The following is a 15,972-nucleotide window of genomic DNA, read 5'->3' on the forward strand; positions in this document are numbered from 1 at the left end:
ACCGGCCAGCGCGTTCTGCGGCGCCACCGGAACCTGTCGGTGCCGTGCGCCACACTGCGGCGCATGCGCAGCGATAGAACACACGTTCGAAACGGTGACCTGAACGAGCACGCTCTCCTCTCCGAGTTGGGCGGTGCCTACGAGCGGGGGTGGCAGCCCGCCGACATCCTGCACGTGACGGCCCGTTCGGGCGGCACGTCCGACGTCGCGCTCACCGCGGCCACGATGCTGTTCGATGCGCAGATCCGGCGTGCGGCCGAACGCGCCCCCGTCGAGTGGGTACGGCAGATCGACGAGATCTCCCGACGACACCCGTATCTCGTCCACGCCACGCAAGCCCCGGCACTGGCCGACGGTCTGCGCCGGGCCGCCTCCGATGCCACCCGCTTCGAGATCGAGGGCCTCGCCTTCACCTGGAAGTACCTGCCGTCCTTCGCGATCCTCATGCCGCCGCCCTCACGGTGGCCGTCCGTCCGCTCCGCCGGCACCGTTGTCTCCTCGCCGCCCGACATCCGGATTCTCGAACGCATCCGCGCACTGTTGTCGAAGGCCGAATCCACCGACTTCCCCGACGAGGCAGAAGCGCTCACCGCGAAAGCGCAGGAACTCGTCTCCCGCCATGCAGTGGGTGCCGCACTGCTCGCCGGACCCGGTTCCCGCACCGACCCCGTCGTGGGCCGGCGTATCCACCTCCACAATCCGTACATCCGGGAGAAGGTCCTGCTTCTCACCGCGATCGGCGATGCGAACCGGGTGCGCACGGTGTGGTTCACCCGCGTACAGATCGCGACGATCGTCGGCACCGCGACCGACCTGCAGCAGGCCGAGATGCTGTTCACCTCGCTGCTCGTGCAGGCCGGGCGGGCTGTGCGGGCGGCCGGCACGGCGGGCCGGCGAGGATCGTCCGCGACCTCCTTCCGCCGTGCCTTCCTCACCGGCTACGCGCATCGGATCGGCGAACGTCTCCGCGAGGCCGACGTTCGGGCCACCGCCGACGCCGCAGCCGAGGCGCGGGTACCCATCACGACCCTCGCGCCGATCCTCGCCCGTCGGTCCGATGCCGTCGACACCGAGTTCCGGCGACTGTTTCCCGTCACCCGCGACTCGCGTAGCCGGGGTGTCGACGCCGACGGCTTCCACGCCGGTCGCGATGCGGCCGACGCCGCCTCGCTCACCCCCGGGCCCCAGCCCGTCGATCGCTGAAGGCCGATCATCCAGGCGGTCGATCACCCGGGTGACGGACATCACAGCATGCTGTGCCCACGTCGTGTCACATCCGCGCCGCGAGCGGTGTCACGTCGGTAGCACCACTTCCGACAGCGAAGGGACGAGAGCGATGACAACGCAATTCCACGTGGTGGTCGTAGGCGCGGGGTACGCCGGGGTGATGGCCGCGAACCGACTCCTGGCCGAACATCCCGAAGTCGCGGTCACGGTGGTGAACCCGCGCGCCGTCTTCGTCGAACGGGTCCGGCTCCACCAGGTGGCGGCCGGATCCGGCACCGCCACGCACGACCTGGCCGATCTCCTGCATCCGCGGGCGACGCTGCATGTCGGTTCGGCCGAACGGATCGAACCGCACGCGGTGGCCCTCGCCGACGGGACGGTCCTGCGGTGCGACGCGGTGGTCCACGCCGTGGGCAGCACATCGGTTCCCGGCGCGATTCCCGAGGCACAGAAAGTGTTCTCCGTCGCCGACCTCGACTCGGCCACAGCTCTCCACGACGCACTCGTGGCCGTGGACGATCACGCGTCCGTCGTCGTGATCGGCGGTGGCCTCACCGGCGTCGAGACCGTCACCGAACTCGCACAGGCACATCCGCGACACTCACTCGTCCTCGTCGGCGATCCGGGCGCCGGCCTACCCGAGGGCACACGGCGTTACATCCGTCGCCGGCTGGAGGAGCTGGGCGTCCGGCTCCGCTCGGGAGTACGGGTCACCCGCATCGACGAGGAGTCCGTCGAACTCGACGACGGCACCGCGATTCCCGCGACCCTTGTGGTCCGGACGGCAGGCTTCTCCGTCCCCGACCTCGCCCGTCGCAGCGGACTGCCGGTCGACGACGCCGGCCGCCTCCGGGTCCGCGACACCCTTCAGGCGGTCGACGGCACACCGATCGTCGGAGTGGGCGACGCGGTGGTGGTGGAGGGCAACGACCACCTGCGGATGAGCTGCCAGGCAGCGATGCCGCTGGGCAGCCACGGCGCCGACACGGTGTGGCAACTGCTGCAGGGACGCGAACCGGCACCGCTCTCGCTCGGGTTCGTCTCGACCTGCGTCTCGCTGGGCCGCGATCGCGGCGTGGTGCAGTTGTCCGCCCGCGACGACACCCCCTCGAGGTGGGCGGTGCGGGGACGGTTCGCAGCACCGGTGAAGGAAGCCGTCGTTCGTGGGACCATCCGCACCATGCAACTCCAGGCGCGCGGGCGGGCCCTGCCGACCCGGCGCGGACCGGACACGGCCGCACGGGAGAATGCGCACGTATGACCGGCGACGACGTCTTCACCGAACATCGGGGACTGCTGTTCTCGATCGCCTACGAGATCACCGGCAGCGTCGCCGACAGCGAGGACGTCCTGCAGGAGAGCTACCTCCGCTGGGCCCGCGCCGACACCGATGCCGTCGACAACCCGCGGGCCTACGCGGCACAGATCGTCACGCGCCAGGCGCTGAACTCGCTGCGGTCGGCGCAGCGCCGCCGGGAGGACTACGTCGGGCCGTGGCTGCCCGAACCGATCCTCACCGCTCCCGACGCGGCCCACGAGGTCGAACTCGCCGAGGCGGTGTCCACCGCCATGCTGCTGGTACTGGAGACGTTGACGCCGGTCGAACGTGTGGTCTTCGTGATGCGCGAGGTGTTCGGTTTCGAGTACGGACGCATCGCCGACGCGGTCGACCGCACGGAGAGCGCCGTCCGGCAGATCGCGCACCGTGCCCGCGCGCACGTCCACGCCAAGCAGCGGCGCTTCACCCCGGCGGGCGCCGAGACCGACCGGGTGGTCACCGCCTTCCTTACCGCGGCGACCACCGGCGATCTCGACGGATTGCTGTCGCTGCTGGCTCCCGACGTCGTGTACCTCGCCGACGGCGGAGGCAAGGTCAATGCGGCCCGGGTCCCGGTCCTCGGCGCCACGAAGGTCGCCCGACTGTTCCTCGGGCTGGTCCGGCACCCATTGCCCGACATGACCATCGAGCCGGCCGTGCTGAACTCGATGCCGGGCGTCCTCGTCCGTTCGGCAGGGGTCCTCGACATGGTGCTGCACTTCGAGATCGACGAGGGCCTGGTCACCGGGGTCTACGTAGTGCGCAATCCCGACAAGCTCACACATCTCGGGGCTCGTCCCGGCGCCTCCGACCGGCCATGACAAGCTGACGCCATGCGGATGGAACGACTCGGCCGCGGCGGCACCGTCGATCGCGTTCTCGGTGCACTGGCGGAACGCGCCCGGATCCTGGCCGTCCCCGGCCCGGCTGCGCTGTCGGGCGAGTGGTTCGGGGCTGCGGCCGTGCTCGTCCCGTCCGTCTCCGTCGAATCCGTACCACCGGCGGAGGCCTTCTCGCTCTCGCCGGATGCTCCCGTCTCCGGCGGCGACCGGCCACTCATCGGTGGTGGACGCATCGGATACCTCGCCTACCCGGATCGCGTCCCGGACCGCCCCGCGCTGCCCCTGGCCGCCAGCGGGTGGACCGACACCGTCCTTCGCCTCGACGCCGACGGCTGCTGGTGGTACGAGACCCTCGGCACCGCACCCTGCCCCGACGATCTCGCCTCCGCCGTCCTCGATCCCTCGCCCGTGGCCTCCGGCTGGCACATCGCATGGACGCCGCCCTCCCGCGACGAGCACCGCCGCGGCGTCGAACGGTGCCTCGAGGCGATCCGCGCCGGCGAGGTGTACCAGGCGTGCGTATGCACCCGGTTCACCGGACGGTGGGACGGCGACCCGCTGGCGTTCTTCGCCGACGGAATCTCCCGGACGGCCCCGACACGAGCCGCCTACCTGCAGGGATCCTGGGGCGCAGTGGCGTCGCTGTCGCCCGAACTGTTCGTCTCCCTCCACGACGACACGATGCGGTCGAGCCCGATCAAGGGCACACTCCCCCGCTCCGCCGACCCGGCGCGATTACGGGCCTCTGCCAAGGACGTCGCCGAGAACGTGATGATCGTCGACCTCGTCCGCAACGATCTCGGTCGCGTCGCCGAGACCGGTTCGGTGCGGACCGAGGATCTGCTGACGGTGCGGCCCGCCCCGGGGGTGTGGCACCTGGTGTCCACCGTCGCGGCGGAGCGGCGACCGGGCGTGACGGTCGCCGACATTCTCGACGCGGCGTTCCCGCCCGCCTCCGTCACCGGGTGCCCGAAGATCCGGGCCCGCACGTTGCTCACCCGATGGGAGGGTTCGGCGCGGGGCGTCTACTGCGGAACCGTCGGCATGACGAGTCCGATCGCCGGCACCGAACTGAACGTCGCGATCCGCACGGTCGAGTTCGGTCACGACGACACCGGCGACGGCGTGTGCGCGCTCGGTGTCGGTGGCGGCATCACCATCGACTCGGATCCCGAGGCCGAATGGCAGGAATGCCTCGACAAGGCCGCGAGCATCCTCACGCTCGGCGACAGCCGGGCCGGCGCTCAGCACACCCCGTTCGGTGGCGCCGGTAACTCGTAGCGGTCGAGCACGTCGTCGAGTCGCACCGAGGTGGAACGGCAGATGCGGGCCACCACGGCGTCGGCATCGAGCCCCCCCGTGCGGAGCAGACCGTCGCCGCCGGCGGCGACGATGGTGCCGTCGGGCGCGAAGGTGACCTGCCAGCGTCCCGTCCCGATCTCGGTGACCGGCCCACCGATCTCGTGCATCCCGTCCGGGTCGGCGACGTCCCACAATCGGACCGTCCCGTCGTCGCTCCCGCTGACCGCGCGGGTGCCGTCCGGGGTGATCGACACCGAGTAGACGGTGCCGCGGTGGCCGCTCAACCGGGTGTCGCGGGCGACGAAATCTCCGGACTCGGCGCGGTCCCAGACCACGACGTCGTGATCGTCGCCACCAGTCACCAGGACGTCGCTCGAACCGCCGAAGGCCACGGTGTTCACCCCGGTGGCGTGCCCGTCCGTGACGTTCACCCGTCCCGGGGAGCGCGGATCGGTGACGTCCCACGCGTAGATCTCGCTGTCGGCGCTCGTGACCACCAGGCTCCGGCCGTCGGGACTGACGGCCGCACTGCGCACGAGATTCTTCGGCCCGGTCAGCGGTTCACCCCAGGGCACGGGCTCCGCTGGATCCGCGATGTCCCACAACTGCACCGAGAAGTCGTCGGCGCCGGTCACGAGGGTCGTGCCGTCGGGTCCGAACGCCACGGCGGAGGTGAACCTCGTGGCCAGCGGCACCGGGTCGCCGAACGGCTTCGGTGCCGACGGATCGCGCACGTCCCACAACTGCACGCTGCCCCCGGATGTCGGCGCCGTGGCCAGAATGGTCCCCGAGGGCGAGAGCGCACACACGTAGGCTCCGCCGAGCGGACGCGGCAACGCGATCCCGCCGGCACGGTTCCAGTCGCCGCCCCGGCCGACCCGCCAGAGGGTGACATCGGGGCCGTAGCTGCCGGTCGCGACAAGGGTTCCGGCCCGATCGATCGCGGGCCGGGTCAGCGCACCGTCGGCCACGGCCACGCGGGTCTGCGGCATCGTCCACACCCGGACGTTGGCGTCCTGTCCTCCGGTGACGAGGGTGTTCCCCGTCGGGCTGACCGCGAGCGTGGGCACGCCACCTCCGTGTCCGGTCAGCGGCGGGTCGACCTCGTCGAGCGTGCGCGTGGCGGGGTCGAGGTCCCACAGTTTCGCGGTGCCGTCCCACGAGGCGCTCGCGAGTGTGCGTCCGTCGGGCAGGAAAGCGATGTTCCAGACCCCACCGGTGTGGGCGTTGGTCGGCGCCCCCAGTGGACGGGCCGCGCGTGGATCGGTGGTGTCGAACAGGTGCAGCACACCGTCGTCGCTGCTCGCCGCGAGGACCGTACCGTCTCCGTTGAAGCTCACCGAATGGGTGACGTCGCCGAACCCGGTCAGTGGCTCACCGAGCGACACCGGCCTCGACGGCGTGCTCACGTCCCACAACCGGACGGTGCGGTCGTCGCTGGACGTGGCGAGGATCTGCCCTCCGGGACGGAAGGCGACCGTCCGGACACCGCCGTCGTGCTCGTCGACGAGGGTGACGGGGAAACGGCCCGAACCGGGATCCGCAGTGTCGACGAGTGCCACGCGTCCGTCGTCGTACGGCACGGCGAGCACCCGCCCGGTGGGTGAATACCGCACGTTGTGCACGGCGCCGCCGGCGTAGACCTGCCGGTCGAGCACCACGCGCGGCGCGGCACGATCCGTCACGTCGTAGATCCACACCCCACCGTCACCTGCACCCATCGCGAGGAAACGGCCGTCGGGGCTGAACGAGACGGACGCCATGTACTTCGTCGACAACTGCAGCGGCTCGCCCACCGCCACCGGTTCGTCGCCGTCGAGCGCCCACAATCGGACGGTGCCGTCGTCGCTCGCCGAGGCGAGGGTGGAGCCGTCGGGTGAGACGACGACACCGTAGACCGGTCCGCTGTGCCCGCTCAGCGTGTAGGCGAGGGGCACGGCCTGGCTGGCGATGAGCCGCGAGTACGCGACCGGACTGTCGGGCTGGAGTTCGGCCGCCACCAGCGCGAGATTCGCCGAGGTCGTGGGGTCCTCGTTGCGCAGGGAATCGGACAGCGCGACGATCTGCTGGAACTGGGCGGCGCTCCGCTCCGTTTCGGCCCGGCCCTTCGCGACCCAGGCCAGACCCGTCATCACGAACGCGATGATCGTCGACAACGCCATCGCCGAGATGCCGACGCGGCGTGCGCGTGCCTCACGAGCGATCTGCCGCCGGGAGGCATCGAGGAAGGCCACGGCCGTGGAGCTGAGCGCGACCGGTCCACGACGGTCCTCGGAGGACCCCGCCATGGCGAGATGCGGGTTCTGCTCGCTCACGACATCCATGCGGCCGCGCCGGTAGAGCAGTTCGCGGTTGCGTCCGGATCCGAGCCAGGTCAACGCGTCGGCCTCGATCTGCTGCCGCAGAGCGGCGCCGGCGCGGTCCTGCTGGATCCACGACTTGAGCCGGGGCCACGCGTCGATCACGGCGTCGTGGATGAGTTCGACACACTCGGCGTCGACGACGAGCACCCGCGCCGACACGAAATGGTCGAGCACGCGCTTCGACGCGGCACGATCCTTGCCTCCCACCGCCAGCAGTTCGTTCAACGGGCGCGCGATCTTGACGTCCGTGCCGGTCGTGGTGACGTAGACCAGGTGGACGAGCATCGACCGGGCGCAAGCGCGGTCGGCGTCGTCGGTGAGGTTCTCCCACGCCCGTTCGGCGCCGGCGGCGACGGATCCGCGGACACCGCCGGTCGCGCGATATGCGGCGACGGTGAGCGTGCCGCCGCTGCGCTTGTCCCACAGCGAATCGAGCAGGTGGGACAGCAGGGGAAGTTCGGTGCCGCTGATCTCGCCGTCGGTCAGACCCGTGAGGTCGTGGAGGATGAGATCGACGAGACCCGGTTCGAGACGGACCCCGACGAGTTTGGCGGGAGCAGTGATCACCTCGACCAGGTCGTCGCGGTCGAGCGGCTGGACGGTCTTGGTGCGCCGCTCCAGAGCCCGGGCGAGCACCGGGGTCGTCACGGCCTGGTCGTAGAAATCCGAGCGCATCGTCGCGACGACGAGGGCCGGAGCGTCACCGTCCGTACCGGTCGACGCGGTCTCGAGGAGGGTGAGGAAGGCACCGCGGAGAGAACTGTCGTTGCACTGGGTGAACAGTTCCTCGATCTGGTCCACGACGATCAGCAGCAACGACGACGAGCTCCGCGATGCCGCGGCACGCAGGGCCGCGTGGACCGCGACGTGGTCGGTGGGGTCGACGACGTCGGCCAGCTCGGGCAGCGCGTCGACAAGTCGTGCCACCGGGTCGGTGCCGGGGGTGAGGACCACCGGGTGACAGTCCGGTGCGGAGCACAACTGCGGAATGATGCCGGCCTGCACCAGCGACGACTTGCCGACGCCGGAGGCACCGGTCACCACGACCGGTCCCTGTCCGTGGGAGGCCGTCACCACATCGACGAGGCTGCGCACGCTCTGCGTCCGTCCGAAGAACAACCGGGCGTCGTTCTGGCGGTAGGACGCGAGTCCCTTGTACGGACGGATCCCGGGCGGCACGGAAACCGCCGCCGACTCCTTGGTGCGCGGAGCGTTCGCCTGACCACGCGCGGCCTTCCACCAACTCTCCCATTGCTTCAGGGAGTACAGACCGGGAGCCGGCGGTTCGGCGTTGAGTTCCCGGGCCGCCCGGATGAGGACCACGAGCACCGGATGCACCGACTCGAAGCCGGCCGGCATCCGGGTGCCGTTGCGCCAGTCGCTGACCCGTTGGACGGAGACACTCCGGTCGCTGCCCACCGCGCGGGCGACGCTCGAGGCATCCGAGACGACCTTCTTGAGGGCGGGACGGCCGGCGGCGGCGAACAGCATCCGCAACTGATCGGCGAAGAACTGACGCTGCGCCGAACCAGCCTTTCCGTCGCTGTCTCCCATCCGTTCCGCGCCCCTCGTACTCCCGTTCTCCGCGCTGAAACATCCGCTGCGGAAAAATTCCTCACCATGCCTGAGCAGGGATGATACCGGTTCCGCGCCGGTCGGTACTTTTTGTCTCCCATTCCGGTCCGGAACAGTGGTGACCACGCAAGGTTCGACCTTGCAGCGTGGGGCGGGGGCCTCCACGCCGATAGGGACTGACGAGGGGTAGTTCCGGGTCGGCGTGGAGGCATGCTCCACATACGTTCGGGCCCCGCATCACGCGGGGCCCTTCGCGTATCCCCGGCCTACTTCACGACGTCGGGATCGTCCGTCGCGACGGGGCTGTTCAACAGATACGGATCGCGATCCAGGTACGCCTTCGTCTCCCGGGCGATCAGACCCGACAGCACGAGCAGACCGATCAGATTCGGCAACGCCATGAGGCCGTTCATCACGTCGGAGAAGTTCCAGACCACCTCGAGCTGGGTGGTGGCACCGATGAACACGACGACCACGAAGACCGCGCGGTAGGGCACCACACCGCGGCGACCGACGAGACGCTCGACGCACCGCTCGCCGTAGTACGACCAGCCGAGAATCGTCGAGAAGGCGAAGAAGACGACCGAGATGGCGACGATCCAGTGACCCCATTCCCCACCGAGGCCGTCGGCGAAGGCGGCCGACGTCATCGCGGCGCCCTGCTCACCCGACTGCCAGGCGCCGGTCGTGATGATGACCAGACCGGTGAAGGTGACCACGATGATCGTGTCGATGAAGGTCTGCGTCATGGACACCAGGCCCTGACGGACCGGATGCGTGGTCTGGGCGGCGGCCGCGGCGATCGCGGCGCTGCCCATTCCCGATTCGTTGGAGAAGATGCCGCGGGCCACGCCGTAGCGCAGGGCGATCATGAACACCGAACCGATGAAGCCACCGGTGGCGGCGGTGCCCGTGAACGCATCGGTGAAGATCAGCGCGAAGGCCTCGGGAATCTGCGAGAAGTTGACGGCGAGGACGACGATGCCGGCGCCCACGTACAGCACGATCATGGCGGGCACGAAACCGGCGGTGACCTTGCCGATGGACTTGATACCGCCGAGCAGGACCGCCGCGGCGAGCACCGTCATCACGAAGCCGCTGAGCCAGGTGGGCACACCGAAGGTGCCGTCGAGCTGGGTCGCGACCGTATTGGCCTGGGTCATGTTGCCGATGCCGAAGCTGGCGAGCACGGCGAACACCGCGAACAGCAGGCTCAGGACGAGACCGAACTTGTTGGGGATGGCGCGGGCGAGGTAGTACTGCGGACCCCCGCTCTGCTCACCCTTGGCGTCGGTGGTGCGGTACTTCACGCCCAGGAAGGCCTCGGAGTACTTGCTGGCCATGCCGACCAGACCGGTGATCCACATCCAGAACAGCGCCCCGGGACCACCGAAGTAGATCGCGGTGGCGACGCCGGCGATGTTGCCCACGCCCACCGTCGCGGCCAGCGCGGTGGTCAGGGCCTGGTATTGGGAGATGTCGCCTTCGGTGGCGCCTTCGTCGTGCCGGGTGATCAGACCCAGCCGCAGCGCGGGCCACAACTTGCGGAACTGGACGCCCCGCAGCCGCACCGTGAGCACCAGGCCCGTACCCAACAGCAGTGGGATGAGCAGATACGGCCCCCACACCACCCCTGCCACCCCGACGAGGAAATCGTTCGCCGAATCCATCCGCGTCCTCCTGATCGTCGCAAGCCCCCGACAGCGTCCGACCGACCGGTGACGTCTGTGCCTGGGACCCGGCAGAGTTTAGGCTTCCGTGGCACGGAGTGTCCTCGGACCCCACGGCGCGTCCGATATGCGTTCTTCTCAGCCGCGACGGGCGCCCAGCACCGCGTCGTACAGTTCGCGCTTCGAGACGGACGCACCGGACGACTTCGCCGCCGACTCGGCGACGACCGCGCAGGCGTCCTTCAGCCGCATCCCGTCCGCGACCATCCGTTCCACCTCGTCGACGAGGTCGACGGGATCGGTGGCGACCGCGACCGCCCCTTCGAGCACCACGGTGATCTCGCCGCGCGCACCGTCGACGGCCCATTCGGCGAGCTCGGCGAGCGTTCCGCGCCGCACTTCCTCGTAGGTCTTGGTGAGTTCGCGGCAGACTGCGGCCCGGCGCGTCCCGCCGAGCACGTCGACGGCGTCGGCCAGGCACGCGGCGAGCCGGTGCGGTGCCTCGAAGAACACCACCGCGCGGGGCTCGTGGACGAGCGCTGCGAACCACGCGCGTCGCTGCCCCGGCTTGCGGGGCGGGAACCCGTCGAAGCAGAACCGCTCCACGGGCAGACCCGACAACGCGAGAGCGGTGGTGACAGCGGACGGGCCGGGCAGACAGGTCACCGGCAGGCCGGCCTCGACGCACGCCGCGACGAGCCGGTAGCCGGGATCGCTCACCGAGGGCATCCCGGCGTCGGTGACGAGCAGAACCGTGCGGCCGTCCTCGATGTCGGTGACGAGGCCCGGCAACCGCGACACCTCGACCTGGTCGTAGAAGCTCACGACCCGTCCGGTGATGGTGACGCCGAGCGCCGCGGCGAGGGCCTTGGTTCGGCGGGTGTCCTCCGCGGCGATCACGTCGGCGGTGCCGAGCGCGTCGCGAAGGCGCGTCGAGGCGTCCCCCACGTCGCCCATCGGAGTGGCGGCCAGCACGAGCCGGCCCTCTCCCGGATTCGCGCCCTGGACCGGTTTGGCTGCCTGCATACGGCTCAGCCTACGATCGGGAGGTGACCGTGACGGACCGCAGCCCTTCCGAGGCCCCGGACCGTAGTCCTTCCCAGGCCTCGGACCGCCGCATTCTCGGTCCCGGCCCGCTCGTACCCGCACCCGATCCGCTACCCGGTGACCGGGTCCGCGGCTGGATCGTCACCGCCTTCGTCACGGCACTCGCCGCGATCACGCGGTTCACGATGCTCAACTACCCCACCGACGCGAAGACACCGGTGTTCGACGAGAAGCACTACGCCCCGCAGGGCTGGCAGGTGCTCACCGGCGGCGGGATCGAGGACAACCCCGGTTACGGGCTCGTCGTGCATCCGCCCGTGGGCAAGCAGCTGATCGCGCTCGGCGAGGCCCTGTTCGGATACAGCGCGTGGGGCTGGCGCTTCTCGGCCGCGGTCGCCGGTGTCGTGCTCGTCCTGCTGGTCGTGCGGATCGTGCGGCGGATGACCCGGTCGACGATGCTCGGTGCGATCGCCGGGCTGCTGCTCGTCGTCGACGGCGTGACCTTCGTGTCGTCCCGCCTGGGCATGCTCGACATCTTCCAAGCGGTCTTCGTCGTCGGCGCCTTCGGTTGCCTGATCGTCGACCGCGACGACGTGCGTGCCCGGATGGCCCGGGTCCACGCCGAGGGCCGTGTTCTCGACAGTGTGTGGGGTCCGCGCTTCGGTGTGCGCTGGTGGCGCTTCGGCGCGGGCATTCTGCTCGGCCTGGCGGTCGGCACCAAGTGGTCGGGTCTGTACTTCATCGCGTTCTTCGGCCTGATGTCCGTGGCCTTCGACCTCGCGGCGCGCCGCGCGTACCGGGTGCAGCGCCCCTGGGTGGGGACGGCGGTGCGCGACATCGGTCCCGCGCTCTACGCCCTCGTGCTCGTTCCGCTCGGCGTGTACCTGTCGACCTACTGGGCATGGTTCGCGAGCGAGACCGGCGTCTACCGTCACGCGGTCGGCACGCAGATCGGGCACGACGGGATGTTCTCCTTCGTGCCCGCCGCGCTGCGGTCGCTCTGGTACTACAGCGCGAGCGTCCTCGAGTTCCACTCCGGTCTGACGAACTCGGCCGGCAACCAGCACCCCTGGGAATCGAAGCCGTGGACGTGGCCGATGGGGCTGCGTCCGATGCTGTACTACTTCGCCGACGGCGAGCGGATCGGCGGGTGCGACGCCGAGCAGTGCGTCAAGGCCGTCATGCTGCTGGGAACGCCGGCGTTGTGGTGGGTGTCGCTGCCGGTCCTCGGGTGGGGGCTGTGGCAGGTGCTCGTCCGCCGCGACTGGCGGTGGGCCGCGGTTCTCACCGGTTACGGCGCGGGGATCCTGCCGTGGTTCGCGAACCTCGACCGGCAGATGTACTACTTCTACGCGGTGCCGATGGCGCCGTTCCTCGTGATGGGTGTCGTGCTCGTGCTCGGCGACATCCTCGGTTCGCCGCACGCATCGAAGGAACGGCGGACGACCGGGTTGCTCGTGGTGTGCCTGTACGTCGGGCTCGTGATCGCGAACTTCGTGTGGTTGTGGCCGATCCTCACGGCTCTGCCGATCACTCCGGAGCACTGGAACGATCAGCTGTGGCTCCCCAGCTGGCGCTGAGCGGAGCCCGTCTCCGGCGTTGAGCGGAGCTTCAGTTCGGTTCGTCGAGGACGGTGTCCTCGGTGGGCAGATCGACCTCGCGCTCTCTGTCGGAGCCGTAGCGGACGCCGTCGAACCGGCGGGCGAACCGCTCGTCGACGACCGTGAGGAAGCCCTTGAGCCGCTCGAGCAGTTCGGACAGGTGGTGGGGCACGAACGGATCGCCGAGCAGGTCGACGGTGGCGACGAGCCGGTCCTCGACGAGCACCACCTTGATGTGCGACCACGTCCGGTTCAGTTCGGTGAGCTCGGTCAGCGCGTGGGTGCGACCGCCGTTCGGCGCGGCTCCAGGGATGTCGTCCTCGGGGATCGCGTGCAACAGCGGCGCCCACAACCTGATGTTGCCGTCGTCGTCGATCATGACGAAGACCACCTGGGAGTCGAGGATCACGACGAAGTCGCCGTCGGCGTCGACCGGCACGGGGCGGCCCAGGGCGTGGGCGAGGGCGTCGCTCACGCGCTCGCGCAGGTCGCCGAGGGCGGACGGTGGGTGGGCCTGCAGGAAGGCAGGATGCGGCACTTCTCCACGACCGCGCAGCACCGACACGATGTGACGGGCGAGCATGTCGGCCTCGGAGACGGGCCGGGTGACCGGCTCGGATCCGGTGACCTCGACGGTGGCACGCCCACCGGAGCCCGCCCGCACCCGCACGCAGGCCGCGGCGCCCGAGGCGGTCTCGGCGCGCAGCTCGAAAGCGTCGGATCCGGTGAGTTCGGAGATGCGCCGGGCGAGCTGCGACGCGTAGCGGGTCCAGTCGCGGTCGAGGGTCTCGTCGAATCTGTCGGTGTCGGTCACGCGCACTCCTCTCGAAGAGCAACTGCCGGGCAGGCGACACCGTACTCGTGGTGGACGACAACTCACCGCAGGCACGCGGCGTCGTGTGTCACCCGTGATGCCGCCGTGCGACCGCCGCCCACACCGCGACCCGCGACCCGCGTTCGAGGATGTCGACGATCGCGAATCCTGCCTGTGCGAGAACGGTGCTCACCGTCATCGAGATCGTCCCGGTGTCCTCCCCGGCCCTTGCTCCGTCGATCACCCACAACCGTCCGTCGTCGGTCAGCATCGGCGCGAGGGCGGCCACGGCCGCGGTGTCCTCGCGGAAGTCGGGGACGTTCACGGCGTAGATGCGGTCGAACGTCTCGCGGCCCACGAACTCGTGGAGCCGCGTCGCGGTCGGTACCACGCGTAGCCGGGCGTCCGGACCGAGGTGTCCGGCGACCACACCGGAGGCCGGTCCGGTGTCGATCGCGAGAACCGACATGCCCGGACGGAGATCGAGGACGTCGAGCAGGAACTCGACGTCCTCGATCCGGGACCGCTCGGTCATTCGACCCTGCGCAGCGTCCGTTTCCTGCGTCCACCCGTGATGAGTGGGTCGCGTTGCAGATCCCGGTACAGCGACACGCACAGGCCGATCATCACGAGGAGGAAGGGGGCGGCGGCGATGATCGTCATCGTCTGCAGGGCGTTGAGGGCTTCCGAGCCGCCGCTCCACAGCAGCAGTGCCGCAACCCCGCCGGTGAGTCCGCCCCAGAAGATCACCACCGTGCGCCGGGGTGCGAGGGTGCCGCGCTGGCTGAGAGTGCCCATGACCATCGAGGCGGAGTCGGCTCCGGAGATGAAGAAGATGGCAATGAGCAGCATCGCGACGACCGTGGCGACACCGGTGAGCGGGAGGTTGCCGAGCATCCCGAACAGCTGCCCTTCGACACTGTCGGCACCGGCGATGTCCAGGCCGTCCAGCTGCTGTCCGATGCCGGCGCCGCCGAAGATCGAGAACCACACGAGACTGACCAGGCTGGGGACGAGGATGACGCCCACGACGAATTCCCGGATGGTGCGGCCGCGGCTGATGCGGGCGAGGAACATGCCCACGAAGGGCGCCCACGAGACCCACCATGCCCAGTAGAAGATCGTCCAGCTCGACAGCCATTCGCCCGCGGCGTCGTTGGATGCGGCCGTGCGGGCCGACATCCGGGCGAACTCGGCGGCGTACGCGCCGAGGGTGGTGGGCACGAGGTTGAGGATGAACACCGTGGGCCCGAGCACGAAGACGAACAGTGCCAGGACGGCGGCGAGGACCATGTTGATGTTCGACAGGTACTGGATGCCCTTGGCCACACCGGTGACTGCGGACGCGATGAACGCGAGAGTGAGCAGCGCGACGATCGCGACCAGCAGCATCACTCCCGCCGACTCGAGCCAGCCGGTGACCTCGAAACCCGATCCGATCTGCAGAGCGCCCAGACCGAGCGACGCCGCGGTACCGAACAGGGTCGCGAACAGGGCGAGGATATCGATGACCTTGCCGAGCGGACCTTCGGCCCGGCGTCCGAGGAGCGGGATGAAGGCCGAGCTGATGAGCTGCTTGCGTCCCTTCCGGAAGGTGCCGTACGCGATGGTCAGACCGACGACGGCGTAGATCGCCCAGGGATGCAGGCTCCAGTGGAACATCGAGGTCGCCATCGCGATACCGGTGCCACCGATGGTGCCGGGTGGCGGTTCGACGAAGTGCGAGAGCGGCTCGGCGACACCGAAGAACATCAGGCCGATACCCATCCCGGCGGCGAACATCATCGCGATCCAGCTGACGGTGCGGAACTCCGGCTTCTCGCCGTCCCTGCCCAGCGGGATCCGCCCGTAGCGGCTCAGCGCGAGCCAGAGCGCGTAGAACACGAACGCGCTCGCCGTGAGGACGAACAACCAGCCGAACTCGACGACGACCCAGTCGAGGATGTTCCCGGTGACGGTCCCGAAGTTCTCGGTGGCGGCCAGGCCCCACACCACGATCGCCGCGACCAGCGCGGCAGAGACTCCGAAGACCACCTTGTCGGTCTGCGGCCGCTGCGCTGCGGACTCGGCTTCTACAGGAGCACCGGCACCCGAGATCTCCTCGGAGCCGGGCCGATCACCAGGCACGTTCATGCGACAAACCTTCCAAGTTTCGGCCGGCTTCGGAGCCGAATCACCGAACCCGAGGTGATAGTCACATTCCGGACGGGGCG

At 69.7% G+C, this 15,972-nt stretch carries 11 protein-coding genes; 5 read left to right on the forward strand and 6 right to left on the reverse strand.

Features of this window, described 5'->3' with window-relative positions:
• Positions 1-63 precede the first annotated feature (63 nt).
• The 4 genes from A8G18_RS16205 to A8G18_RS16220 all read left to right on the forward strand — a co-directional run bounded on the left by A8G18_RS16205 (position 64) and on the right by A8G18_RS16220 (position 4,668).
• Entirely contained in the window at positions 64-1,203 is a 1,140-nt protein-coding gene (locus tag A8G18_RS16205; RefSeq protein WP_064064672.1) for a DUF2786 domain-containing protein, read from the forward strand.
• 133 nt (positions 1,204-1,336) lie between these two features.
• Positions 1,337-2,488 (forward strand): NAD(P)/FAD-dependent oxidoreductase, encoded by a 1,152-nt coding sequence (locus tag A8G18_RS16210; RefSeq protein ID WP_084421863.1) that lies wholly within the window; start codon positions 1,337-1,339, stop codon positions 2,486-2,488.
• Positions 2,485-3,366, forward strand: coding sequence for an RNA polymerase sigma-70 factor (locus A8G18_RS16215; protein WP_064064673.1), 882 nt, complete (start codon positions 2,485-2,487; stop codon positions 3,364-3,366). The genes A8G18_RS16210 and A8G18_RS16215 overlap by 4 nt, the downstream gene beginning before the upstream one ends.
• A 12-nt stretch (positions 3,367-3,378) precedes the next feature.
• On the forward strand, positions 3,379-4,668 hold the full coding sequence (locus A8G18_RS16220) for an aminodeoxychorismate synthase component I (protein WP_245207900.1): 1,290 nt from the start codon (positions 3,379-3,381) through the stop codon (positions 4,666-4,668).
• Here the strand turns inward: A8G18_RS16220 and A8G18_RS16225 are convergent.
• The 3 genes from A8G18_RS16225 to rsmI all read right to left on the reverse strand — a co-directional run bounded on the left by A8G18_RS16225 (position 4,632) and on the right by rsmI (position 11,323).
• A complete protein-coding gene (locus A8G18_RS16225; protein WP_064064675.1) occupies positions 4,632-8,606 on the reverse strand; it encodes a WD40 repeat domain-containing protein in 3,975 nt (1,324 codons plus the stop codon). The genes A8G18_RS16220 and A8G18_RS16225 overlap by 37 nt on opposite strands.
• A gap of 287 nt (positions 8,607-8,893) precedes the next feature.
• Positions 8,894-10,297, reverse strand: coding sequence for an alanine/glycine:cation symporter family protein (locus A8G18_RS16230; RefSeq protein ID WP_064064676.1), 1,404 nt, complete (start codon positions 10,295-10,297; stop codon positions 8,894-8,896).
• Between the two features lie 138 nt (positions 10,298-10,435).
• Positions 10,436-11,323 carry a 16S rRNA (cytidine(1402)-2'-O)-methyltransferase gene (gene rsmI / locus A8G18_RS16235; protein WP_064064677.1) on the reverse strand — a complete coding sequence of 296 codons (888 nt, stop codon included), beginning with the start codon at positions 11,321-11,323 and terminating at the stop codon, positions 10,436-10,438.
• A 23-nt stretch (positions 11,324-11,346) separates the two neighbouring features.
• Here rsmI and A8G18_RS16240 point away from each other — a divergent pair, with 23 nt between their 5' ends.
• A complete protein-coding gene (locus A8G18_RS16240; RefSeq protein ID WP_064064678.1) occupies positions 11,347-12,924 on the forward strand; it encodes a dolichyl-phosphate-mannose--protein mannosyltransferase in 1,578 nt (525 codons plus the stop codon).
• 31 nt (positions 12,925-12,955) lie between these two features.
• Here A8G18_RS16240 and A8G18_RS16245 read toward each other — a convergent pair whose 3' ends face one another.
• The 3 genes from A8G18_RS16245 to A8G18_RS16255 all read right to left on the reverse strand — a co-directional run bounded on the left by A8G18_RS16245 (position 12,956) and on the right by A8G18_RS16255 (position 15,892).
• A complete protein-coding gene (locus tag A8G18_RS16245; RefSeq protein WP_064064679.1) occupies positions 12,956-13,759 on the reverse strand; it encodes a T3SS (YopN, CesT) and YbjN peptide-binding chaperone 1 in 804 nt (267 codons plus the stop codon).
• Between the two features lie 88 nt (positions 13,760-13,847).
• On the reverse strand, positions 13,848-14,294 hold the full coding sequence (locus A8G18_RS16250) for a hypothetical protein (RefSeq protein WP_064064680.1): 447 nt from the start codon (positions 14,292-14,294) through the stop codon (positions 13,848-13,850).
• Positions 14,291-15,892 (reverse strand): BCCT family transporter, encoded by a 1,602-nt coding sequence (locus tag A8G18_RS16255; RefSeq protein ID WP_064064681.1) that lies wholly within the window; start codon positions 15,890-15,892, stop codon positions 14,291-14,293. Before A8G18_RS16255 ends, A8G18_RS16250 begins: the two co-directional genes overlap by 4 nt.
• Positions 15,893-15,972 lie beyond the last annotated feature (80 nt).

The organism is Rhodococcus gordoniae (genome assembly GCF_001646655.1).
In the GTDB taxonomy this organism is placed as follows: domain Bacteria; phylum Actinomycetota; class Actinomycetes; order Mycobacteriales; family Mycobacteriaceae; genus Rhodococcus; species Rhodococcus gordoniae.